Source organism: Lederbergia citrea (genome assembly GCF_018343525.1).
Classification (GTDB): domain Bacteria; phylum Bacillota; class Bacilli; order Bacillales; family Bacillaceae_C; genus Lederbergia; species Lederbergia citrea.
Genome location: NZ_JAGYPH010000001.1, coordinates 1,206,797 through 1,222,213 on the forward strand (window position 1 = coordinate 1,206,797; position 15,417 = coordinate 1,222,213).

The 15,417-nt window shown below is 35.7% G+C and carries 16 protein-coding genes and 1 pseudogene; 3 read left to right on the forward strand and 14 right to left on the reverse strand.

The annotated features are described in order from the left end of the window. Positions 1-92: 92 nt before the first annotated feature. From KHA88_RS06285 to KHA88_RS21425, 11 genes and pseudogenes are all read right to left on the reverse strand, one after another. Complete coding sequence (locus KHA88_RS06285; protein ID WP_213121617.1) at positions 93-590, reverse strand: arsinothricin resistance N-acetyltransferase ArsN1 family A; 498 nt, start codon at positions 588-590, stop codon at positions 93-95. After that, the gene (locus tag KHA88_RS06290; RefSeq protein WP_213121618.1) at positions 591-815 is read right to left on the reverse strand and encodes a hypothetical protein; all 225 of its coding nucleotides are present in this window, start codon (positions 813-815) and stop codon (positions 591-593) included. A 64-nt stretch (positions 816-879) separates the two neighbouring features. Continuing rightward, positions 880-2,265, reverse strand: coding sequence for an FAD-dependent oxidoreductase (locus tag KHA88_RS06295; RefSeq protein WP_213121619.1), 1,386 nt, complete (start codon positions 2,263-2,265; stop codon positions 880-882). Positions 2,266-2,376: 111 nt separating this feature from the next. Further along, on the reverse strand, positions 2,377-2,826 hold the full coding sequence (locus tag KHA88_RS06300) for a MarR family winged helix-turn-helix transcriptional regulator (protein ID WP_213121620.1): 450 nt from the start codon (positions 2,824-2,826) through the stop codon (positions 2,377-2,379). 212 nt (positions 2,827-3,038) lie between these two features. Then, positions 3,039-4,088: a flavin-containing monooxygenase gene (locus KHA88_RS06305; protein WP_213121621.1), complete on the reverse strand. Its 1,050-nt coding sequence runs from the start codon at positions 4,086-4,088 to the stop codon at positions 3,039-3,041. A 77-nt stretch (positions 4,089-4,165) separates the two neighbouring features. Next, on the reverse strand, positions 4,166-4,450 hold the full coding sequence (locus KHA88_RS06310) for an ArsR/SmtB family transcription factor (RefSeq protein WP_213121622.1): 285 nt from the start codon (positions 4,448-4,450) through the stop codon (positions 4,166-4,168). Between the two features lie 705 nt (positions 4,451-5,155). After that, positions 5,156-5,641 (reverse strand): ArpU family phage packaging/lysis transcriptional regulator, encoded by a 486-nt coding sequence (locus KHA88_RS06315; protein WP_213121623.1) that lies wholly within the window; start codon positions 5,639-5,641, stop codon positions 5,156-5,158. 74 nt (positions 5,642-5,715) lie between these two features. Then, positions 5,716-6,696: a hypothetical protein gene (locus KHA88_RS06320; protein ID WP_213121624.1), complete on the reverse strand. Its 981-nt coding sequence runs from the start codon at positions 6,694-6,696 to the stop codon at positions 5,716-5,718. A gap of 206 nt (positions 6,697-6,902) precedes the next feature. After that, positions 6,903-7,499, reverse strand: coding sequence for a Rha family transcriptional regulator (locus tag KHA88_RS06325; RefSeq protein WP_213121625.1), 597 nt, complete (start codon positions 7,497-7,499; stop codon positions 6,903-6,905). Positions 7,500-7,854: 355 nt separating this feature from the next. Beyond that, entirely contained in the window at positions 7,855-8,118 is a 264-nt protein-coding gene (locus tag KHA88_RS06330; RefSeq protein WP_213121626.1) for a group-specific protein, read from the reverse strand. A 63-nt stretch (positions 8,119-8,181) separates the two neighbouring features. Beyond that, positions 8,182-8,289 (reverse strand): annotated as a pseudogene (locus KHA88_RS21425) (helix-turn-helix domain-containing protein); the annotation flags it as partial. A 228-nt stretch (positions 8,290-8,517) separates the two neighbouring features. Here KHA88_RS21425 and KHA88_RS06340 point away from each other — a divergent pair. From KHA88_RS06340 to KHA88_RS06350, 3 genes are all read left to right on the forward strand, one after another. Then, positions 8,518-8,898, forward strand: coding sequence for a helix-turn-helix domain-containing protein (locus KHA88_RS06340; RefSeq protein WP_346729163.1), 381 nt, complete (start codon positions 8,518-8,520; stop codon positions 8,896-8,898). Beyond that, positions 8,885-9,793, forward strand: coding sequence for an ImmA/IrrE family metallo-endopeptidase (locus KHA88_RS06345; RefSeq protein WP_213121628.1), 909 nt, complete (start codon positions 8,885-8,887; stop codon positions 9,791-9,793). Before KHA88_RS06340 ends, KHA88_RS06345 begins: the two co-directional genes overlap by 14 nt. Positions 9,794-10,173: 380 nt before the next feature. Then, complete coding sequence (locus tag KHA88_RS06350) at positions 10,174-11,313, forward strand: site-specific integrase (protein WP_213121629.1); 1,140 nt, start codon at positions 10,174-10,176, stop codon at positions 11,311-11,313. A 102-nt stretch (positions 11,314-11,415) separates the two neighbouring features. Here KHA88_RS06350 and glnA read toward each other — a convergent pair whose 3' ends face one another. The 3 genes from glnA to hflX all read right to left on the reverse strand — a co-directional run bounded on the left by glnA (position 11,416) and on the right by hflX (position 15,406). Beyond that, complete coding sequence (glnA, locus tag KHA88_RS06355; RefSeq protein WP_213121630.1) at positions 11,416-12,750, reverse strand: type I glutamate--ammonia ligase; 1,335 nt, start codon at positions 12,748-12,750, stop codon at positions 11,416-11,418. A 119-nt stretch (positions 12,751-12,869) separates the two neighbouring features. Continuing rightward, positions 12,870-14,141 (reverse strand): methionine gamma-lyase family protein, encoded by a 1,272-nt coding sequence (locus KHA88_RS06360; RefSeq protein ID WP_213121631.1) that lies wholly within the window; start codon positions 14,139-14,141, stop codon positions 12,870-12,872. 14 nt (positions 14,142-14,155) lie between these two features. Then, positions 14,156-15,406, reverse strand: coding sequence for a GTPase HflX (gene hflX, locus KHA88_RS06365; protein WP_213121632.1), 1,251 nt, complete (start codon positions 15,404-15,406; stop codon positions 14,156-14,158). Positions 15,407-15,417: the final 11 nt, after the last annotated feature.

A 15,417-nucleotide genomic window follows, 5' to 3' on the forward strand; every position in this document is an offset into this window, starting at 1 on the left:
TGTAAATTAAACGACTTTATTTGTAATTAAACACCTTTATTGTCATTTAACAGAGGCGGCTAGATATTAGCCGCACTTTAACAAGAAATAAGTTATAGATTTTTTTCCATTGCCATGACATCAACAAATTCCCCATCTAAAATACCTTGGTTTTTAAAAACGCCTACTTCACGAAAACCCATTTTTTTATATAGTCCTTGTCCTAAACCATTAAATGGAAAAGTAAATAAAACCAGCTTATGAAAATTATGTTCTTTTGCTTTGGTTTCGAGAGTGGAAAGCAGTTTACCACCCACTCCTTTGCCTCTGTATTCCCTGGAAATATAAACTGAAATATCCGCAACCCCATCATAAGCACAACGGTTATTATATGGATTTAAAGAAGCCCATCCAATTATTTTTTTTCCTTCTTCTGCAACCACAATACTATATCTGTTCTGATGCTGCTCGAACCATTCTGTCATATATGATATATCTTTAACCTCTGTTTCTAACGTGGCTATCCGATCTTCTATCCCTTGGTTATAAATTTCCATAATAGCTTCTAAGTCTGTCTCTCTGGCTCCACGAATGATTGCTTCTCCTATCATTTAATTTCCTCCACAACAATAATTAAAATTGTTCTTTATTTCTTTATAAGCTAAAAGAAACTGTCTATACGTTTGCTGACCCATTTCATTTTCCTGAAAACGAAACAGCCGTTCAAAGGTTTTATCTTTAGCTTCCTCAACTGTACAATCAAAAGCATTCATGATTAATTTCATATATGAAATGAAATATTCCTTTTTGAGCGATCCACCATGGTTAATGATCATTTTACACTCACCTTTTAATAAAAATTTTTAAGGGAAGCACGCGCTCCCCTTTTTTTGATGGTGTTTAATAATTGCAACAAGCAGATGCAGGTCCATCACATGAGCTTTTACTATTTAAATTGACGCTACAGACACCCGTTTCTGGCAAATCTAATTCCACTTTCTCAGCGGCATTCAAATCACCACTTAAATATGCGGCTACAGACCTAACCTGCTCATATCCTGTTGCCATTAAGAAGGTTGGGGCTCGGCCATAACTTTTTGCACCCACGATATAAAAATCCTTCTCTGGCTGTCTTAATTCCTTTTCACCGTGAGGACGAACAGTACCGCAACTATGAATGTTTGGGTCGATCAATGGTGCTAACGCTTTTACACTTTCGGTAGCGGAGTCAATAGAAGTACGAAGTTCAATTATTATTGAAAAATCTGGACGGCTTCCTGTATTTACAATCATTTCATCTATTCCATCCAGTCTAATTTGCTTGTCATTTTGGTTGCCTATTAATTCAATACCCTCTTCTGATTTCCTAACTAATTGGATACGAAATGGTGTAATTACTTTGACCTGTCGGTTATCTACCATATTGTTAATTCTACTGCCGAGAAGGCCACGAGCTTCAAGCGCATCCTTTTCCTCCCCGCCATATGCATCTTCAACTCTCTGTCTTCTCATAATCCATAATATTTCAGTTTCAGGATAGGAATCTTTCAATTTAGCCAAATCTAATAAGGTATTTATGGCTGAATGGCCGCCTCCAACAACAGCTATACGTTTATTTGCATAACGTTCTTGTTCCTTCCCTAAAATATCGGGAATTCCATAATATATTTTTTCTTGGAGGGATTTCTCATCAGCTAGCCAAATACCACTTGAAACAGCAGGGTTGGGATTTCCCCATGTACCCGTGGCATCAATTACTGCCTTAGCTTCATATGTTTTGTACTCCCCATTGTTTTCAGCATGGATGACAAATGGAACATTTTCTCTATGTGCAGTTTTCATTTTATCCACGTCTTTTCTACCAATCGATAAAACTTTCGTATTAAGGTAAACGAAAGGTTGAATTTCTGGCACCCTGGAAAGTGGCTGCAAATATTGTTCAACTAGCTCCTGCCCAGTCGGTAAATTTTCTAATTCTGGCTGAATCCATCCACTGGCATTTAATAAGTTCATAGCAGCTTTATCTATATTGTATCGCCATGGTGAGAATAACCGAATATGTCCCCAACTCTTGATATTGGCGCATACTTCCATTCCTGCCTCCAATAAAATAAACGATTGCCCTCTGCTTGCTAAGTGTGCAGCTGCTGCTAAACCAACCGGTCCAGCTCCAATGATAACAACAGGCAGTTGCTTAGTTATTTCCTTATTTGTTACATTGTTGTTTTCTAAATCATTTTTTCTAGGGCTACAGCATCCTTGGATATTATCATTCAAAGCAGTCATGTTCTCTCCTCATTTCTTTTAAATAGGATTTTTTTACTTCTGTACACAATAAAAAATGTTTACTTTTAAAAACGTTTTTACTTGCAAAATGCAAGTATTAATTCTGGGGAATCACCCCTGCAGTGGCTTGCAGCATGCGCTAGACTTTGCCATGGCATTATTTAATAATTGAATGGAACGGATGACGGTTTCTTTTTCAAACTCATTCATTTGAGAAAAAACCTCACTTAAAAATGCATTCATTTGCTGATCTATGGTTGCTGCAATATACTTACCTTCAGTAGTCAGAGACAGAATACTTATTCTTTTATCAACAGGATCTGGTGTTTTCTTAACTAAGTTCATTTTTACAAGCGATTGTACCTGTCTGCTAAAAGTAGTAATATCAGTTCCTAATGTTTCTGCAATCTGCTGCATCGATGGTTTATTTTGATTATCGATTTCATAAAGGATGTGGCTTTGAATAAGGGAAATCTCGCATCCACCTATACTGCAGCAATTTTTATTAAGTAAACCAAAACGACGTGTCATTATTTGAAACATTCCTCGAATATTTTCCAATATTTTCACCTCTTAATCACATTATATGCAAATCACTTGCAAAATGCAACTAATTTTTATGATTGGAACAAAATTAGTTATCAAAATTGATAGTGATTTTAACTTTTCATAAATTGTGGTTTGGAATAAATCTTTATAAAAATTGAGCCACAAACTTTTATTTGACGGCCAACACAAAAACTTCATGGAAAAGGTCATTTTAAGAGGACTTTTTAAATTATATGTTCTTTAATGTGTTTCACCACATATTTTGCATCCCTTCCTCCCCCCCGAATGGTAGCAGAAGAAAATGAGCGCTGCCCAGAAATACCTACAAAGTATAATCCAGGTGTTGTGATGCTTATTCCTCTTTTGTGTAACGGGGTGCTATTTAATTCTTCAGCTCCGTTTAGGGATGTTAAATAACTCACATTAAGAAGATAACCAGTTGCATAAATGACTGAGTCCACTTTCTCATTTGTCCCATCTTTCCATATAATCCCCTCTTCTGTAAAACGGATAAACATGTCTTTCCTTTCTGGCATATTATTTAAAATCGCTTCCTTATAGATTCCTGTATCTAATACAGAGCTACTCAAGGCAAATTTCTTTCCGAAAGGAAGTGTGTCAACTCCCGTTACTTTAAGCCAGAAATGAAGGTCCTTACCTAATATTCGTTGGGGAGCATAGTTAATTGGTTTTCTCGTTGCGAGTGTAAGGTTTGAAACTTTTGCTAACTCGTAGGCAATTTGTATTGCAGAGTTTCCTGCCCCGACAACTATCACTCTTTGTTTTTTAAACTCTTCTCCATTTTTATATTGGCTGGAGTGAAATATTTTACCTTTGAACAATTCACTTCCTTCTATTTGAGGAATTCTCGGGTTACTAAACGCCCCAGTAGCTGAAATGATTGACTTTGAAAAATAAACGTTCCCATCAGCAGTGTTAATTACAAATGAATCACCTTTTTTCTGGATATCCACTACCTTTTGTTTTGTCCTAATGTTCAATCCAAAATGCTCTGCATATTGACTCAAATAGGAAATCACTTCATCTTTAGATGGATAGCGATCCGAATCTCCAGAAATCTGTAAACCAGGAAGTGATGAATAACGAGCTGGAGAGAATAGGGTTAAACTGTCATAGTATTTAGGCCATGAACCAACAGCTTGTTCTTCCGCTTCTAAAATCAAATATGTTATGCTTTCTTTTTGCAAGTAGTAACCAGAAGCTAATCCCGCCTGGCCCCCACCAATAACTATACAATCAAATTGATTTTTCATTTTATACTCTCCTTTATCATATCGTTATTTAACGATATATTATTGAATAAATATGAACATATAGAATTCCTACATGTTCACTTACAACAATCCGTCAGTATTTGATTTAAGCTCTGTAATAACTCCATGATTTTATTTCTATCTGTTGAGTAGAAAACTTCCTTCCCTTCCTTCCGAGAAGAAAGGAGCCCTGCCTTTTTTAAAATTGCTAATTGCTCAGAAGCCGTTGATTGACCAATACCAACTAATTCAGAAACCTCATTCACGGTTACCTCATTTCTGTTTAAAAATAAAAATATGATTTCCTGTCTCTTTTCACTAGCCAAAGCTTTTAAGAAGCGAAAGATTTCCTCATTAATCAAAAGTTGAACTCCTTTCGTTTATTTTCATATCGTGTTTTTACGATATGTTTTCCTTCATCATATTCTTCTCCAATTTTCATGTCAATCCCTAACTAAAGATTTGGAAACTTAGATGTGTATTTCACTAAAGTATATAAAATCTATTTATTATATTTTGCATTATTTTTTATATAATAGAAAATGGTTTTATTAGCTCAATAGTATACTATCAAACGAAAAATAGATAAAACCTTACAATAATGTAAGTTGATAAATAAAGATACGATAATATTCAATAGTTTGATAACCCTAGATGCCACTAAATCAAACGGTGCTGATTTTTTCACATTGATCAAGGCTATGGAAGAGGGTACCTTTTAACCCTCTTCCACACTATTTTCCGATTACCCAATAATATTTAATTATATCTTGGAACCATTTTCTATAATGTTAACTTATAAGATTATGAAAATAATTAAATTCTCAAACAATATTTAATGAACAACTCTAATTGAGCATAATATAGCCTATTATATTGAGATTTCAAATTGTTCATTTTGAGTGTACTCAAAAGGTACACTTGTTAATAAGTGAGTTTACATTCCCTTTCTCCTCTAAATTTCGTTAACAAAAGAGTCCAGCCGCTTAAAAAGACTGAACTCCTTTCCTTCCCATTTGATGACCCCTTTAATACAAGAATAAAAGTGGATCATAGTACTTTAATTTTTAGTAACAATCTTCCCTCTTTTGTCCACTTAATAAAGCCAACCCAAACCAATACAAAGATTCCTTTTTCTTTTGATAATACAGAGTTCGTCCCATATGCATTTCTTGATAAACCAAATCATCCGGTGGATATTTTCCATCATACCCTCTCTGCAAATACTTTTTTTCTATGATTTCTTGATGCATTTCAGGTAATTTGATTAACCTTTCATGAAAATAGTGAAGCCATTCTTCGGCAGTTAGGGTCTTTAAGGCAGTGGACTCTGTTGAGCTATGAAAACCACTGGAATGAAAAGGCATGTCTGAATAACTGCTTGTAATTGACGGAATCTTTGTTGTTTCTGCCATTAGTTTCATTCGGAAATACTTTCTGATCCATTCTCCTAACACATATTCAATTACGGTCTCAATTTCTTGTTCTTCCATCTGTTTCGCATCGTAATCAAACAGGATATTTTCAGAGATCAGTTCAAAAGCAAGCTGCATATCGTTTCTTTCCCTCCCTTTAAAACTTTAATGATCTATTTCAAGGTCTATCTATATTTCTTAACTGCATTGAGTTACATTTTTTGTTTATCGTCATCGTCCAACCAATTATAAAGAACACCTGTATTTTCGTTTTGATAGTTTTGTTTCCGATCCCGCAGCTCCTTCGTCAACAACTCAAATACGGCTGTGTAAATATAACCAAATCTATTCTCCACATTTCGCTCTTTCTCAATCTTTCTAACAGCTCGGCTAAAAGCTTGAATGATTTTATGTTCAAGCGCTGGCTCATGTTCCAACCAGATAACACAGTCCATTTCTTTTTCAGAGTTATGTTTTGCAAGGAGGATTGTCTCATAGTATTTTTTTGCCTGTTCCGGTGATCCAGAGAACACTTGAAGCATGCCGGCCAATCTTTTGGGAATTCGCAATTGGTTATCGTAAAACGCCTGCTCCATGTATTTTTCTTTTAATTCCTCTTTCTTTTCCGTTGATAAAGAATCAGGGAAATCATAATTATTTTGCAGAGCATCAACAGTATCTATTGTATCTAGATCTTTATCTTTATCTTTATACTTAATCTCTTTATTACTTAATTTATTATATGTTGATTTTGGGAAGTCCATTTTGGGAAGTCCAAAATCAACATTAGAAGCCGAACTTTTTTTGGAATGTTGAAATTCAACATTAGAAGATTTCTTTCCATCCCAAACTAAACAACTCTCTTTTTTTTCAATATCCTTAATGTCCTTATGGGTGAATTTTTCCTGTGAGTGATAGTAAACGTATTCAAATTTTTTTCCAACCCTTCTTCTAAGTTGAACAACGTAATTGTTCTTCACCAATTCATTCCAGGCATTTTGCACGGATGTACGACCATTTTTGGCATATCTCTTATAAAGTTCCGTTTTGTAGATTGTCCAGCTGTCAGGCATGGACGTTAAATTGCTAAGGAGCCCAATGGCCTGTAAACTTAGACTATCCACATCATGTAGCATATTTCTGTTAATAGATTCATACCCCTTACTTTTGAATTTCTTAACATTGCCATTCATTCGTTCCCACTCTCCAATTTTGGCGATTCGTATTTTCTGTATATGCATCCTAATTTCTTAAATTACCCTAACCCCGGTAATGAATGAATAATTGGTTACGCATGCATTAGTTATGAAATGTATTAAAACCGGTTCAATCAAAATAAACAACCACAGCATGTATACATTCCTTTTTTTACACCTTCAACAAATTTTTATACAGCGTTTCACTGGACATAATTGCTTCGTGACCGAATCTCCAATTTTGGTGAATCCCAATTTCTTATAAACTCAAGAGCGTCCTCAAAATCATGCCTTCGGATATCACGGTAGGAATTGACATCAAATTGTTTTTTTAAGTCGGAATAAATTTTTGAGAAATATTTCCTTCTTGCAGTATCATGTAGTAATGGAAAGTTAGTATGAATAACTTTGTGCACGGCATTTTGGATTATCTTTTGTTCATGTGATATAAGTGTTACGTTATGACTTTCCAACATGTGACGCGTCCGATTAAATTCCTCAATGTACATTTCTTTAAATTGCATGGCCTTTTCCCCGGTGTAACCCATGGCTAGCATAGCAAAACCGTCAAATGTCATGATGAAACTTGGCATGACCCTCCCTTGCCGATTTTTATATGAGGACTCTCCATAATTGACTTGTCGAAATTTAACCGAGCATTTTAAATTACGAATGTCCCGCAGTACCTTGTCATGACCTTTTTGAAAAACTTCCGCAATTGTCAAGCTGTCAGTAAAGACTTTATTTCCTTCTACGAAAACCAGGTCACTACTTAGTGATTCACTAACTAGCATCTTCATCCTTTACTCCCTCCCTTGCACTCACCATTTTTGGCGAATCATTTGTTACTTTTTAAAAAATAAGGATGGCTTGCAAAATCAATGGCGATTCCCTTTTTTTTCATTTCGGAAACTAATCGTAACAATCTAGACTGTCGATTATTTTGGTAAAAATTCATCCTTTGTTTTGTATTCAAATTGATCTCCTTCCTTCCCTTTCTAATCATTTTTGATGATTCCCAATAGGTTAAAGGCCAATATACCTTTCGCTTTCTAGGACAAATTCCTATCATTCAATTCCGTTTTATCCAAAACTATAAAATTGTTATTTTTGCTAATCCTAAAGATACTTTTCATTCTAGTAACCTCCCAAGCATTACCTCCTATTAATTAGCCATTCTTCAAGAAATCGCTTTACTTTTTCCGCAGGAAAGTACCACTTACCACCAACCTTGATTTTTGGAAAATCGTCATCAAAAAAGAATGTGTTCTGGATGGTGTTCCAACTCATACAGGTACGTTTCTTTAATTCGCTGGAATCCCAATACACCATTTCTTTATCAAGTTTTTCTAGCCTGCTCTCAATTGCATCTTGGTACATTTGCCTGATTTCACTTTCATCAACCTGAATTTTAATCACTATCATCACCATCCAAGGTTTTATTTGGTTCCTATAAAGAACCACATTCATTTAAAAAATTACTTAATCAATCTTCAGAGTTTGGGCTATTTCTTTAGCAGCGGGAACAGATGGCAATTTTATACCTTGCTCAATTTTTGTATAATGGCTTCTTGAAATGTAGGACAAATGAGCAACCTTCTTTTTGAGTTAATCCTCTCTTATCACAAAACAGCTTTAGCCATTCTCACTGAATACCCGCCCCACTTGTTCCCCTTGGGAACATTTATTGTAATTTATTATACGTTACCCTAGGGAACATGTCAATACATATTGAATACTAAATTATACTGTTAGGAACAATTGATGACGTTACTCTAGGAAACCTTTATAATATAAAGTAATATAGGAGAAAGTAGAGTGATAAGTGTGAGTAAATTTTCTCTCCGATTAAAAAAACTCCGTGATGAACGAAAAAATAAAAATAAAAAGTGGACACAAAAGTATGTTGCTGATCTTATTGGGGTAGCAAGAGTTACCTATACTGCCTATGAAAATGGAACAAAGGTTCCACCTTTAGATACAATTAATAAGATTGCAATGGTTTTCAACGTAGATACTGATTACCTAATGGGAAGGACTGATTATCCTTTAAAAACAGATATGACAACGCAAGAAGATGATGAGGATTACAGAACACTTAACAGATACGGACGTAAATTGACACCAGAACAAAGAAAAAAGGCAATAAAAATCCTTGAAGCAACATTTGAGGAGTTGTTTGATGATGAAGAGGACTAAACCAAATTATAATCTAGCACAAAAAATGGCAAGGGATGTATTAATTCAACATCGTGTAACGGAATTACCAGTCAAAGTAAGTTCCATTATAGATTCCATTTCCGACATTAAATTACTTACTTACAACCAAATGAAAAAAATAACCAATCTTACAGAAAAAGAAATCAGTGATACGAATGGCTCTAGAGATGGTGTGATACGATATTTAAGTAATCGAAAAAAATATGTTATTGCCTATAATGAAAATGTTGTATCGAAAAAAAAGATTAACTGGACACTTGCACATGAATTAGGTCATTATATGCTAGAACATCTACACCAAACAAATTGTTCCCTTTCAAATGGTAAAAGTCTTTCTGAAACAGAAAGTTATATTGTGGAAAGTGAAGCAAATGCATTTACGAGGGAACTCCTTGCACCGCCGCCTGTATTAAGGGCACTAAATGTGTTTGATGAAAAAGCTATATCCAATTTATGCGATCTTACCCCTTCCGCATCAAAACAAGTAAAAAAATTTTTAACAAAAGGTAAAAAAGAATTTAACATCCATTATTCTGAAGATCATCCTATACGGATACAATTCTCCGACTTTATAGAAAAGATGAACGGGTTGGGTCAAAATAATACCGAGGGGATTCCTATCACAGTTAAAAAGTGTCCAAATTGTAATAATAACGTGGAAAAACCGGACTTTAAATACTGTATTTATTGTGGGACATATCTAATTAATAAATGTACAGGTTTTAATATTAGCGATGATGATTATAATAAGTTAACCATTAAATGGCATGAACATGATGGAGGCTGCGGAGAAATTTTGGATTACAACGCCCGTTTTTGTCCAATGTGTGGCTCTACCTCAACCTTCTATGATAATGGACTTCTAAAAAAATAGGTTTCATCACCTAATTTAATTTCTGTTCCAAATACAGAGGATTAGTAAATGGTGGGTAAATCATTGCTACATTTAAAAATTAAATAATGGCGATGGCAATCTAGAGTCCCCAAGGATGGAAAAAAATTTAGTCTTGGAATGTTTAGAACAAAATAAGAAGCCCAAATCACAATGGGATAGGGTGGGACTTTTTTATCGTAGCACTTTAATGAATGTTTAGGTTATGCAAGATAAAACTGATATTATATTTATAAATTTCAAAAGAGATTGAAAAGAACGCAATGAATAAATTTGAAGAATACACAAAATTACATAAATTGGCGTAAAAGCCATTTTCATTGTTTGCTGTACTGATATATAAAATAGGGAGGTTTAGAACTATGGGAATCAGTTATAGGCAACATGGTAAAAAGAATTGGGAATATCGAATAAAATACAAAGATCCTATTACCCAAAAACATAAGGAAAAGTCAAAACGTGGATTTACATCTAAATCTGAAGCGCGTTATGCTGCACAAGGGATGGAAAAAAGGCTATTAGCTGGTATAGAACAGTCTCCCATCACGTTAAAAGAGTACTTGAACACATGGCTTACTGAATATAAGCGAGGAACTATACGCAAAAATACGTTTGAGTTGCATGAAAGGAATATTAATAATCATATACTTCCCTATTTTAAAAATATATTACTACAGGAAGTTATGCCTATTATGTATCAAAAATTTTTAAACCATCTTTCAGATCAAGGTTACAGCAGGAGAACTGTTGAAATTATACACGGCACAATGTATAACGCATTTGAGAAAGCTGTCATTATTAAAAAGGTAGAGGATAACCCATGCAAGGGAGTATCTATAAAAGGTAAAGATAAAGATAGAGAAATAAAGTTTATTGACTCAAATAACATCCCATTATTTCTCCAGGAAGCGTATAAATACGATTATATTTATTGGATCTTCTTTAAAATATTAATTGAAACGGGTATGCGTAAGGGTGAAGCAGCTGCACTTCAGTGGCCAGATATCGATTTAAAAGAACGTACCATCAATATTAATAAGTCACTAGATTTTCAGCCTAGAGATATGTCTGAGCTATTTGGAGACACAAAAACATTTCATTCTAAACGAATTATCACAATGAGTCAATCACTTACTAATGATCTTCACTTTCACAAGAAATATCAAAATCAAAATAAACTAGCATTGAATGAGGTTTATCATCATGACCTTAATTTAGTTTTATGTAGAAATGATGGGAACTTTATGCCAAAGTCTAGTCTTTTTAATGCATTTTCTAGAATCTTGAAAAAAGCTGGTCTTCCTTCCCTACCGATTCACTCCACAAGACACACTCATGCAGTTCTCCAGTTGGAGGCTGGAGCAGATATGAAATACATCCAGGAACGTTTAGGGCATGGTTCTATACAAATTACTGCGGATGTTTATGCTCATATTTCTAAGAAAATTGATCAAAATACGATGAACAAATTTGAAGAGTATACTAAAAACATTTTAAGATAATTTGTGGGTGTTTCGTGGGTGTATTTCGAAATAATGATTAATTGTTATTTCACCCACAAAACATAAAAGCCCTGATACCAGTAGCACCAAGGCTTTTACTTATTAATACATTCTCATATACTGCTCCCTTTCCCACGGATGTACTTGCGTCCGAAACATATCCCACTCAATTTCTTTTGCTTCAATAAAGTTTTCAAAAATATGCTTTCCAAGGCCCTCTTTAATAACTTCGTCTACCTTTAATTGTTCTAGGGCTTCATAAAGATTGGAAGGAAGATCAATGACTCCCTCCGCCATTCTTTCATTCTTGTTCATAATATAAATATTTTTGTCCACTGAGTGCGGTGGAGTCAATTGATCTTCTATCCCGCTTAGTCCTGCTTTTAATAACACGGCCATGGCCAAATATGGATTTGCTGTTGGATCGACACTGCGCACTTCAATTCGAGTACTCAACCCGCGTGAAGAAGGAATCCTTACGAGTGGACTTCTATTTTGTGCAGACCAAGCAATATAGCATGGTGCCTCGTAACCAGGAACTAGTCGTTTATAAGAATTGACTGTCGGATTCGTGATCGCCGTAAATCCTGGAGCATGTTTAATAATACCTGCTAAAAATTGAAAAGCTGTTTCACTCATCTTGATCTCGCCATATTCATCAAAAAATGCATTTTCACCATTTCTAAATAAAGACATATTAAAATGCATTCCTGAACCCGCTACCCCGAATAATGGCTTTGGCATGAATGTTGCGTGAAGCCCGTGCTTTCGGGCGATGGTCTTCACGACTAGCTTGAACGTTTGGATTTGGTCGCATGCTTTTATTGCATCCTCATATTTAAAGTCAATTTCATGCTGTCCTGGAGCTTCCTCGTGATGTGAAGCTTCAATTTCAAATCCCATTTCTTCTAGTTCAAGCACTATATCACGGCGGCAATTTTCACCAAGATCCGTTGGAGCAAGGTCAAAATAACCGCCGTTGTCATTCAATTCAAGGGTCGGATCGCCGTTATCATCTAATTTAAATAAAAAGAATTCAGGTTCAGGACCAAGATTAAAGTTCGTAAAACCATATCCTTCCATTTCCTTCAATACTCTCTTTAAATTACTTCTTGGGTCTCCTGCAAACGGCTGTAAATCGGAGTTATAAACATCACATATTAATCTTGCAACTTTTCCTTTTTCAGCAGTCCATGGAAATATTACCCATGTATCTAGGTCTGGATAAAGATACATATCCGATTCTTCAATCCGAACAAAACCTTCAATCGAAGAGCCATCAAACATCATCTTATTATCTAATGCTTTTCCTAATTGACTGATCGGAATCTCGACATTTTTCACCGTTCCTAAAATATCCGTAAACTGCAGCCGCACAAACTTGACGTTCTGTTCTTCGGCTAGCTGTGCAATACTTTCCTTCGTAAACATCCCCATTTTCCCAATGTCCTCCTACAAAATAAAGTTTAATCTCATGATGAAAAATGTACTCTAAAATTTTACAAAACTTTTTCAAAAAAAGACAGCAAAAAAAGCTGTCTTTTATACATATTCACTTATTGAATTGTAATTAAACCTTTTTCTATCAATCGATTAAGAGCAGTGACAATGGCAATTTTTACATGTGCATAAGTTAATCCTCCCTGAACATATGCAGTATATGGAGGTCTGATCGGGCCATCTGCTGATAATTCAATGCTTGATCCTTGGATAAATGCACCTGCTGCCATAATGACATCATCTTCATAGCCGGGCATATAGCTTGGGTATGGGGTCACATAAGAATCAACAGGTGATGCAGCCTGAATAGCCTGACAAAATTCAATCATCATCTGTTCATTAGTAAATTGGACCGACTGAATTAAATCCGTCCGCTTTGCATCCCATTTCGGAGAAGTGTTCAATCCTATACGTTCGAGTATGGCAGATGTAAAAACGGCGCCTTTTAAGGCTTGTCCTGTAATATGGGGGGCTAAGAAGAAGCCTTGATACATTTCCAATAAACTGTATAAGGACGCTCCTGCTTCAGCACCAATGCCTGGTGAAGTCATTCGATAGGAACAAGCTTCAACCCATTTTTTTGTACCTACTATGTACCCACCTGTTTTTACAATACCACCACCCGGGTTTTTTATAAGCGAGCCTGCCATTAAGTCTGCGCCGACATGGCATGGCTCATATTCTTCGACAAACTCCCCATAGCAATTATCAACAAAAACAACAACTTCCGGGTTAATTTCTTTTACAAAGCGAATCATCTCTTTAATTTCCTCAATGGTAAAAGAAGGTCTTTCAGCATAGCCTTTTGAGCGTTGAATTCCGATCATCTTCGTATTCGACTTCATCGATTGTTGTACCGCTTTAAAATCTATTTCCCCATTTTCCGTTAAATCTACACAGGCATAACCGATCCCGAAATCTTTCAATGAACCGTTGTCAACACCTCGAAGCCCAACTATTTCTTCAAGAGTATCATACGGTTTTCCCGTAATATATAAAAGTTTATCACCAGGACGTAAGACGCCAAATAACGCGATGGAGATAGCATGCGTTCCCGAGATGATCTGTGGGCGAACTAGCCCTGCTTCTGCCCCAAATACATCTGCATATATTTTCTCAAGGGCATCTCTTCCAATATCGTCATAGCCATAACCTGTGGACGGTGTAAAATAAGTATCACTTACCCGATGCTCTTGAAAGCTTTTTAAAACACGATATTGGTTCATTTCAATCATTCGGTCGATTTCTCGGTGTACAGAGGAAATTTGTTCCTCCACCTCTTCGATGATCGGGCCTAAAGTATGACTATTCATTAATGTTTGATACATGATGCTGTACTCCTTTAAATACCATATAATTTTAATGCTCCCGAGACAGGATGATCTGCCTGGACATATCCTTTACATTGATAGGCTTGATCTTCTTCTCTAAATATGAGTTCTCGTAAAATCGTATCATTCTTTAATACGGATAGTAGGCGTCCTTCATTAGATGGAACAACAACATTGTAGAAATTCATATTAGAAACAGCCATATCTTCGATTTTTTTCTTTAGTTCGTTTCTATCCTCTTCCTGAAATGCACTCATGATCAATATTTCTCCTGAGCTTGGAACAAAATCTCCATGCATTTCATCTGCTTTATTATAGACAGTAAGCTGAGGCAAATGATCCATATCCAAATCGTTCAATAGTTGTTGAACCGTTTTTTCATGGTTTTCATAATCAGGATTTGAACTATCTACTACATGGAGTAATAGATCCGCTTCCCTTACTTCCTCTAAAGTTGAGCGGAATGCAGCGATCAGCGCAGTTGGCAAATCTTGAATAAATCCAACGGTATCAGTAATAATGGCGGCATAGCCACTTGGTAATACCAGTTTTCTAGTCATCGGATCTAACGTTGCGAAAAGTTGATCCTCTTCGAACGATTCTGCTATGGATAGTCTGTTAAATAACGTGGATTTTCCCGCATTTGTATAACCAACTATGGCAATTTGAAAAGCTTTATTGCGTTTCCGTCTTTCCCTGTATCTCTCCCTATGCTCTACCACAACATGAAGTTGCTTTTTTATTTCATCGATCCGGCGACGAATATGACGGCGATCTGACTCAAGTTTTGTTTCACCGGGTCCTCTAGTTCCAATTCCCCCACCAAGCCTTGAAAGTGAAATTCCTTGTCCTGCCAATCGAGGTAATAAATATTGGAGTTGAGCTAATTCCACTTGCAGTTTTCCTTCCTTTGATCTAGCTCGCTGGGCAAAAATATCAAGAATAAGCTGTGTACGATCCAATACTCTTGCAGTTAATTTTTCTTGGAGATTTCGAAGCTGACTTGGAGATAATTCATCGTTAAAAATAATTAATTCCGGCTCTAGCTCTTCTTCGAGCATTTGCAGTTCTTCAACTTTACCTTTGCCTATGTATGTAGATGGATGTAATCGTTCTTGTTTTTGGGAAAGCGTTGATACTACTTCACCATGTGCAGTCGTGACCAATGACTCGAGTTCTTCCATTGAGTACTGAAAATGACGGTCGCTTACATTCAATTGGCAACCGACAAGAATGGCTTTTTCTTTATTTTGCGCTTGCAAAAAATCCCCTT

Coding starts and splice junctions, on each gene's coding strand:
- KHA88_RS06285 (WP_213121617.1), bottom strand. CDS start 590: ATGATAGGAGAAGCAATCATTCGTGGAGCCAGAGAGACAGACTTAGAA.
- KHA88_RS06290 (WP_213121618.1), bottom strand. CDS start 815: ATGATCATTAACCATGGTGGATCGCTCAAAAAGGAATATTTCATTTCA.
- KHA88_RS06295 (WP_213121619.1), bottom strand. CDS start 2,265: ATGACTGCTTTGAATGATAATATCCAAGGATGCTGTAGCCCTAGAAAA.
- KHA88_RS06305 (WP_213121621.1), bottom strand. CDS start 4,088: ATGAAAAATCAATTTGATTGTATAGTTATTGGTGGGGGCCAGGCGGGA.
- KHA88_RS06315 (WP_213121623.1), bottom strand. CDS start 5,641: ATGCAGCTTGCTTTTGAACTGATCTCTGAAAATATCCTGTTTGATTAC.
- KHA88_RS06320 (WP_213121624.1), bottom strand. CDS start 6,696: ATGAATGGCAATGTTAAGAAATTCAAAAGTAAGGGGTATGAATCTATT.
- KHA88_RS06325 (WP_213121625.1), bottom strand. CDS start 7,499: ATGAAGATGCTAGTTAGTGAATCACTAAGTAGTGACCTGGTTTTCGTA.
- KHA88_RS06345 (WP_213121628.1), top strand. CDS start 8,885: ATGAAGAGGACTAAACCAAATTATAATCTAGCACAAAAAATGGCAAGG.
- KHA88_RS06350 (WP_213121629.1), top strand. CDS start 10,174: ATGGGAATCAGTTATAGGCAACATGGTAAAAAGAATTGGGAATATCGA.
- glnA (WP_213121630.1), bottom strand. CDS start 12,750: ATGGGGATGTTTACGAAGGAAAGTATTGCACAGCTAGCCGAAGAACAG.
- KHA88_RS06360 (WP_213121631.1), bottom strand. CDS start 14,141: ATGTATCAAACATTAATGAATAGTCATACTTTAGGCCCGATCATCGAA.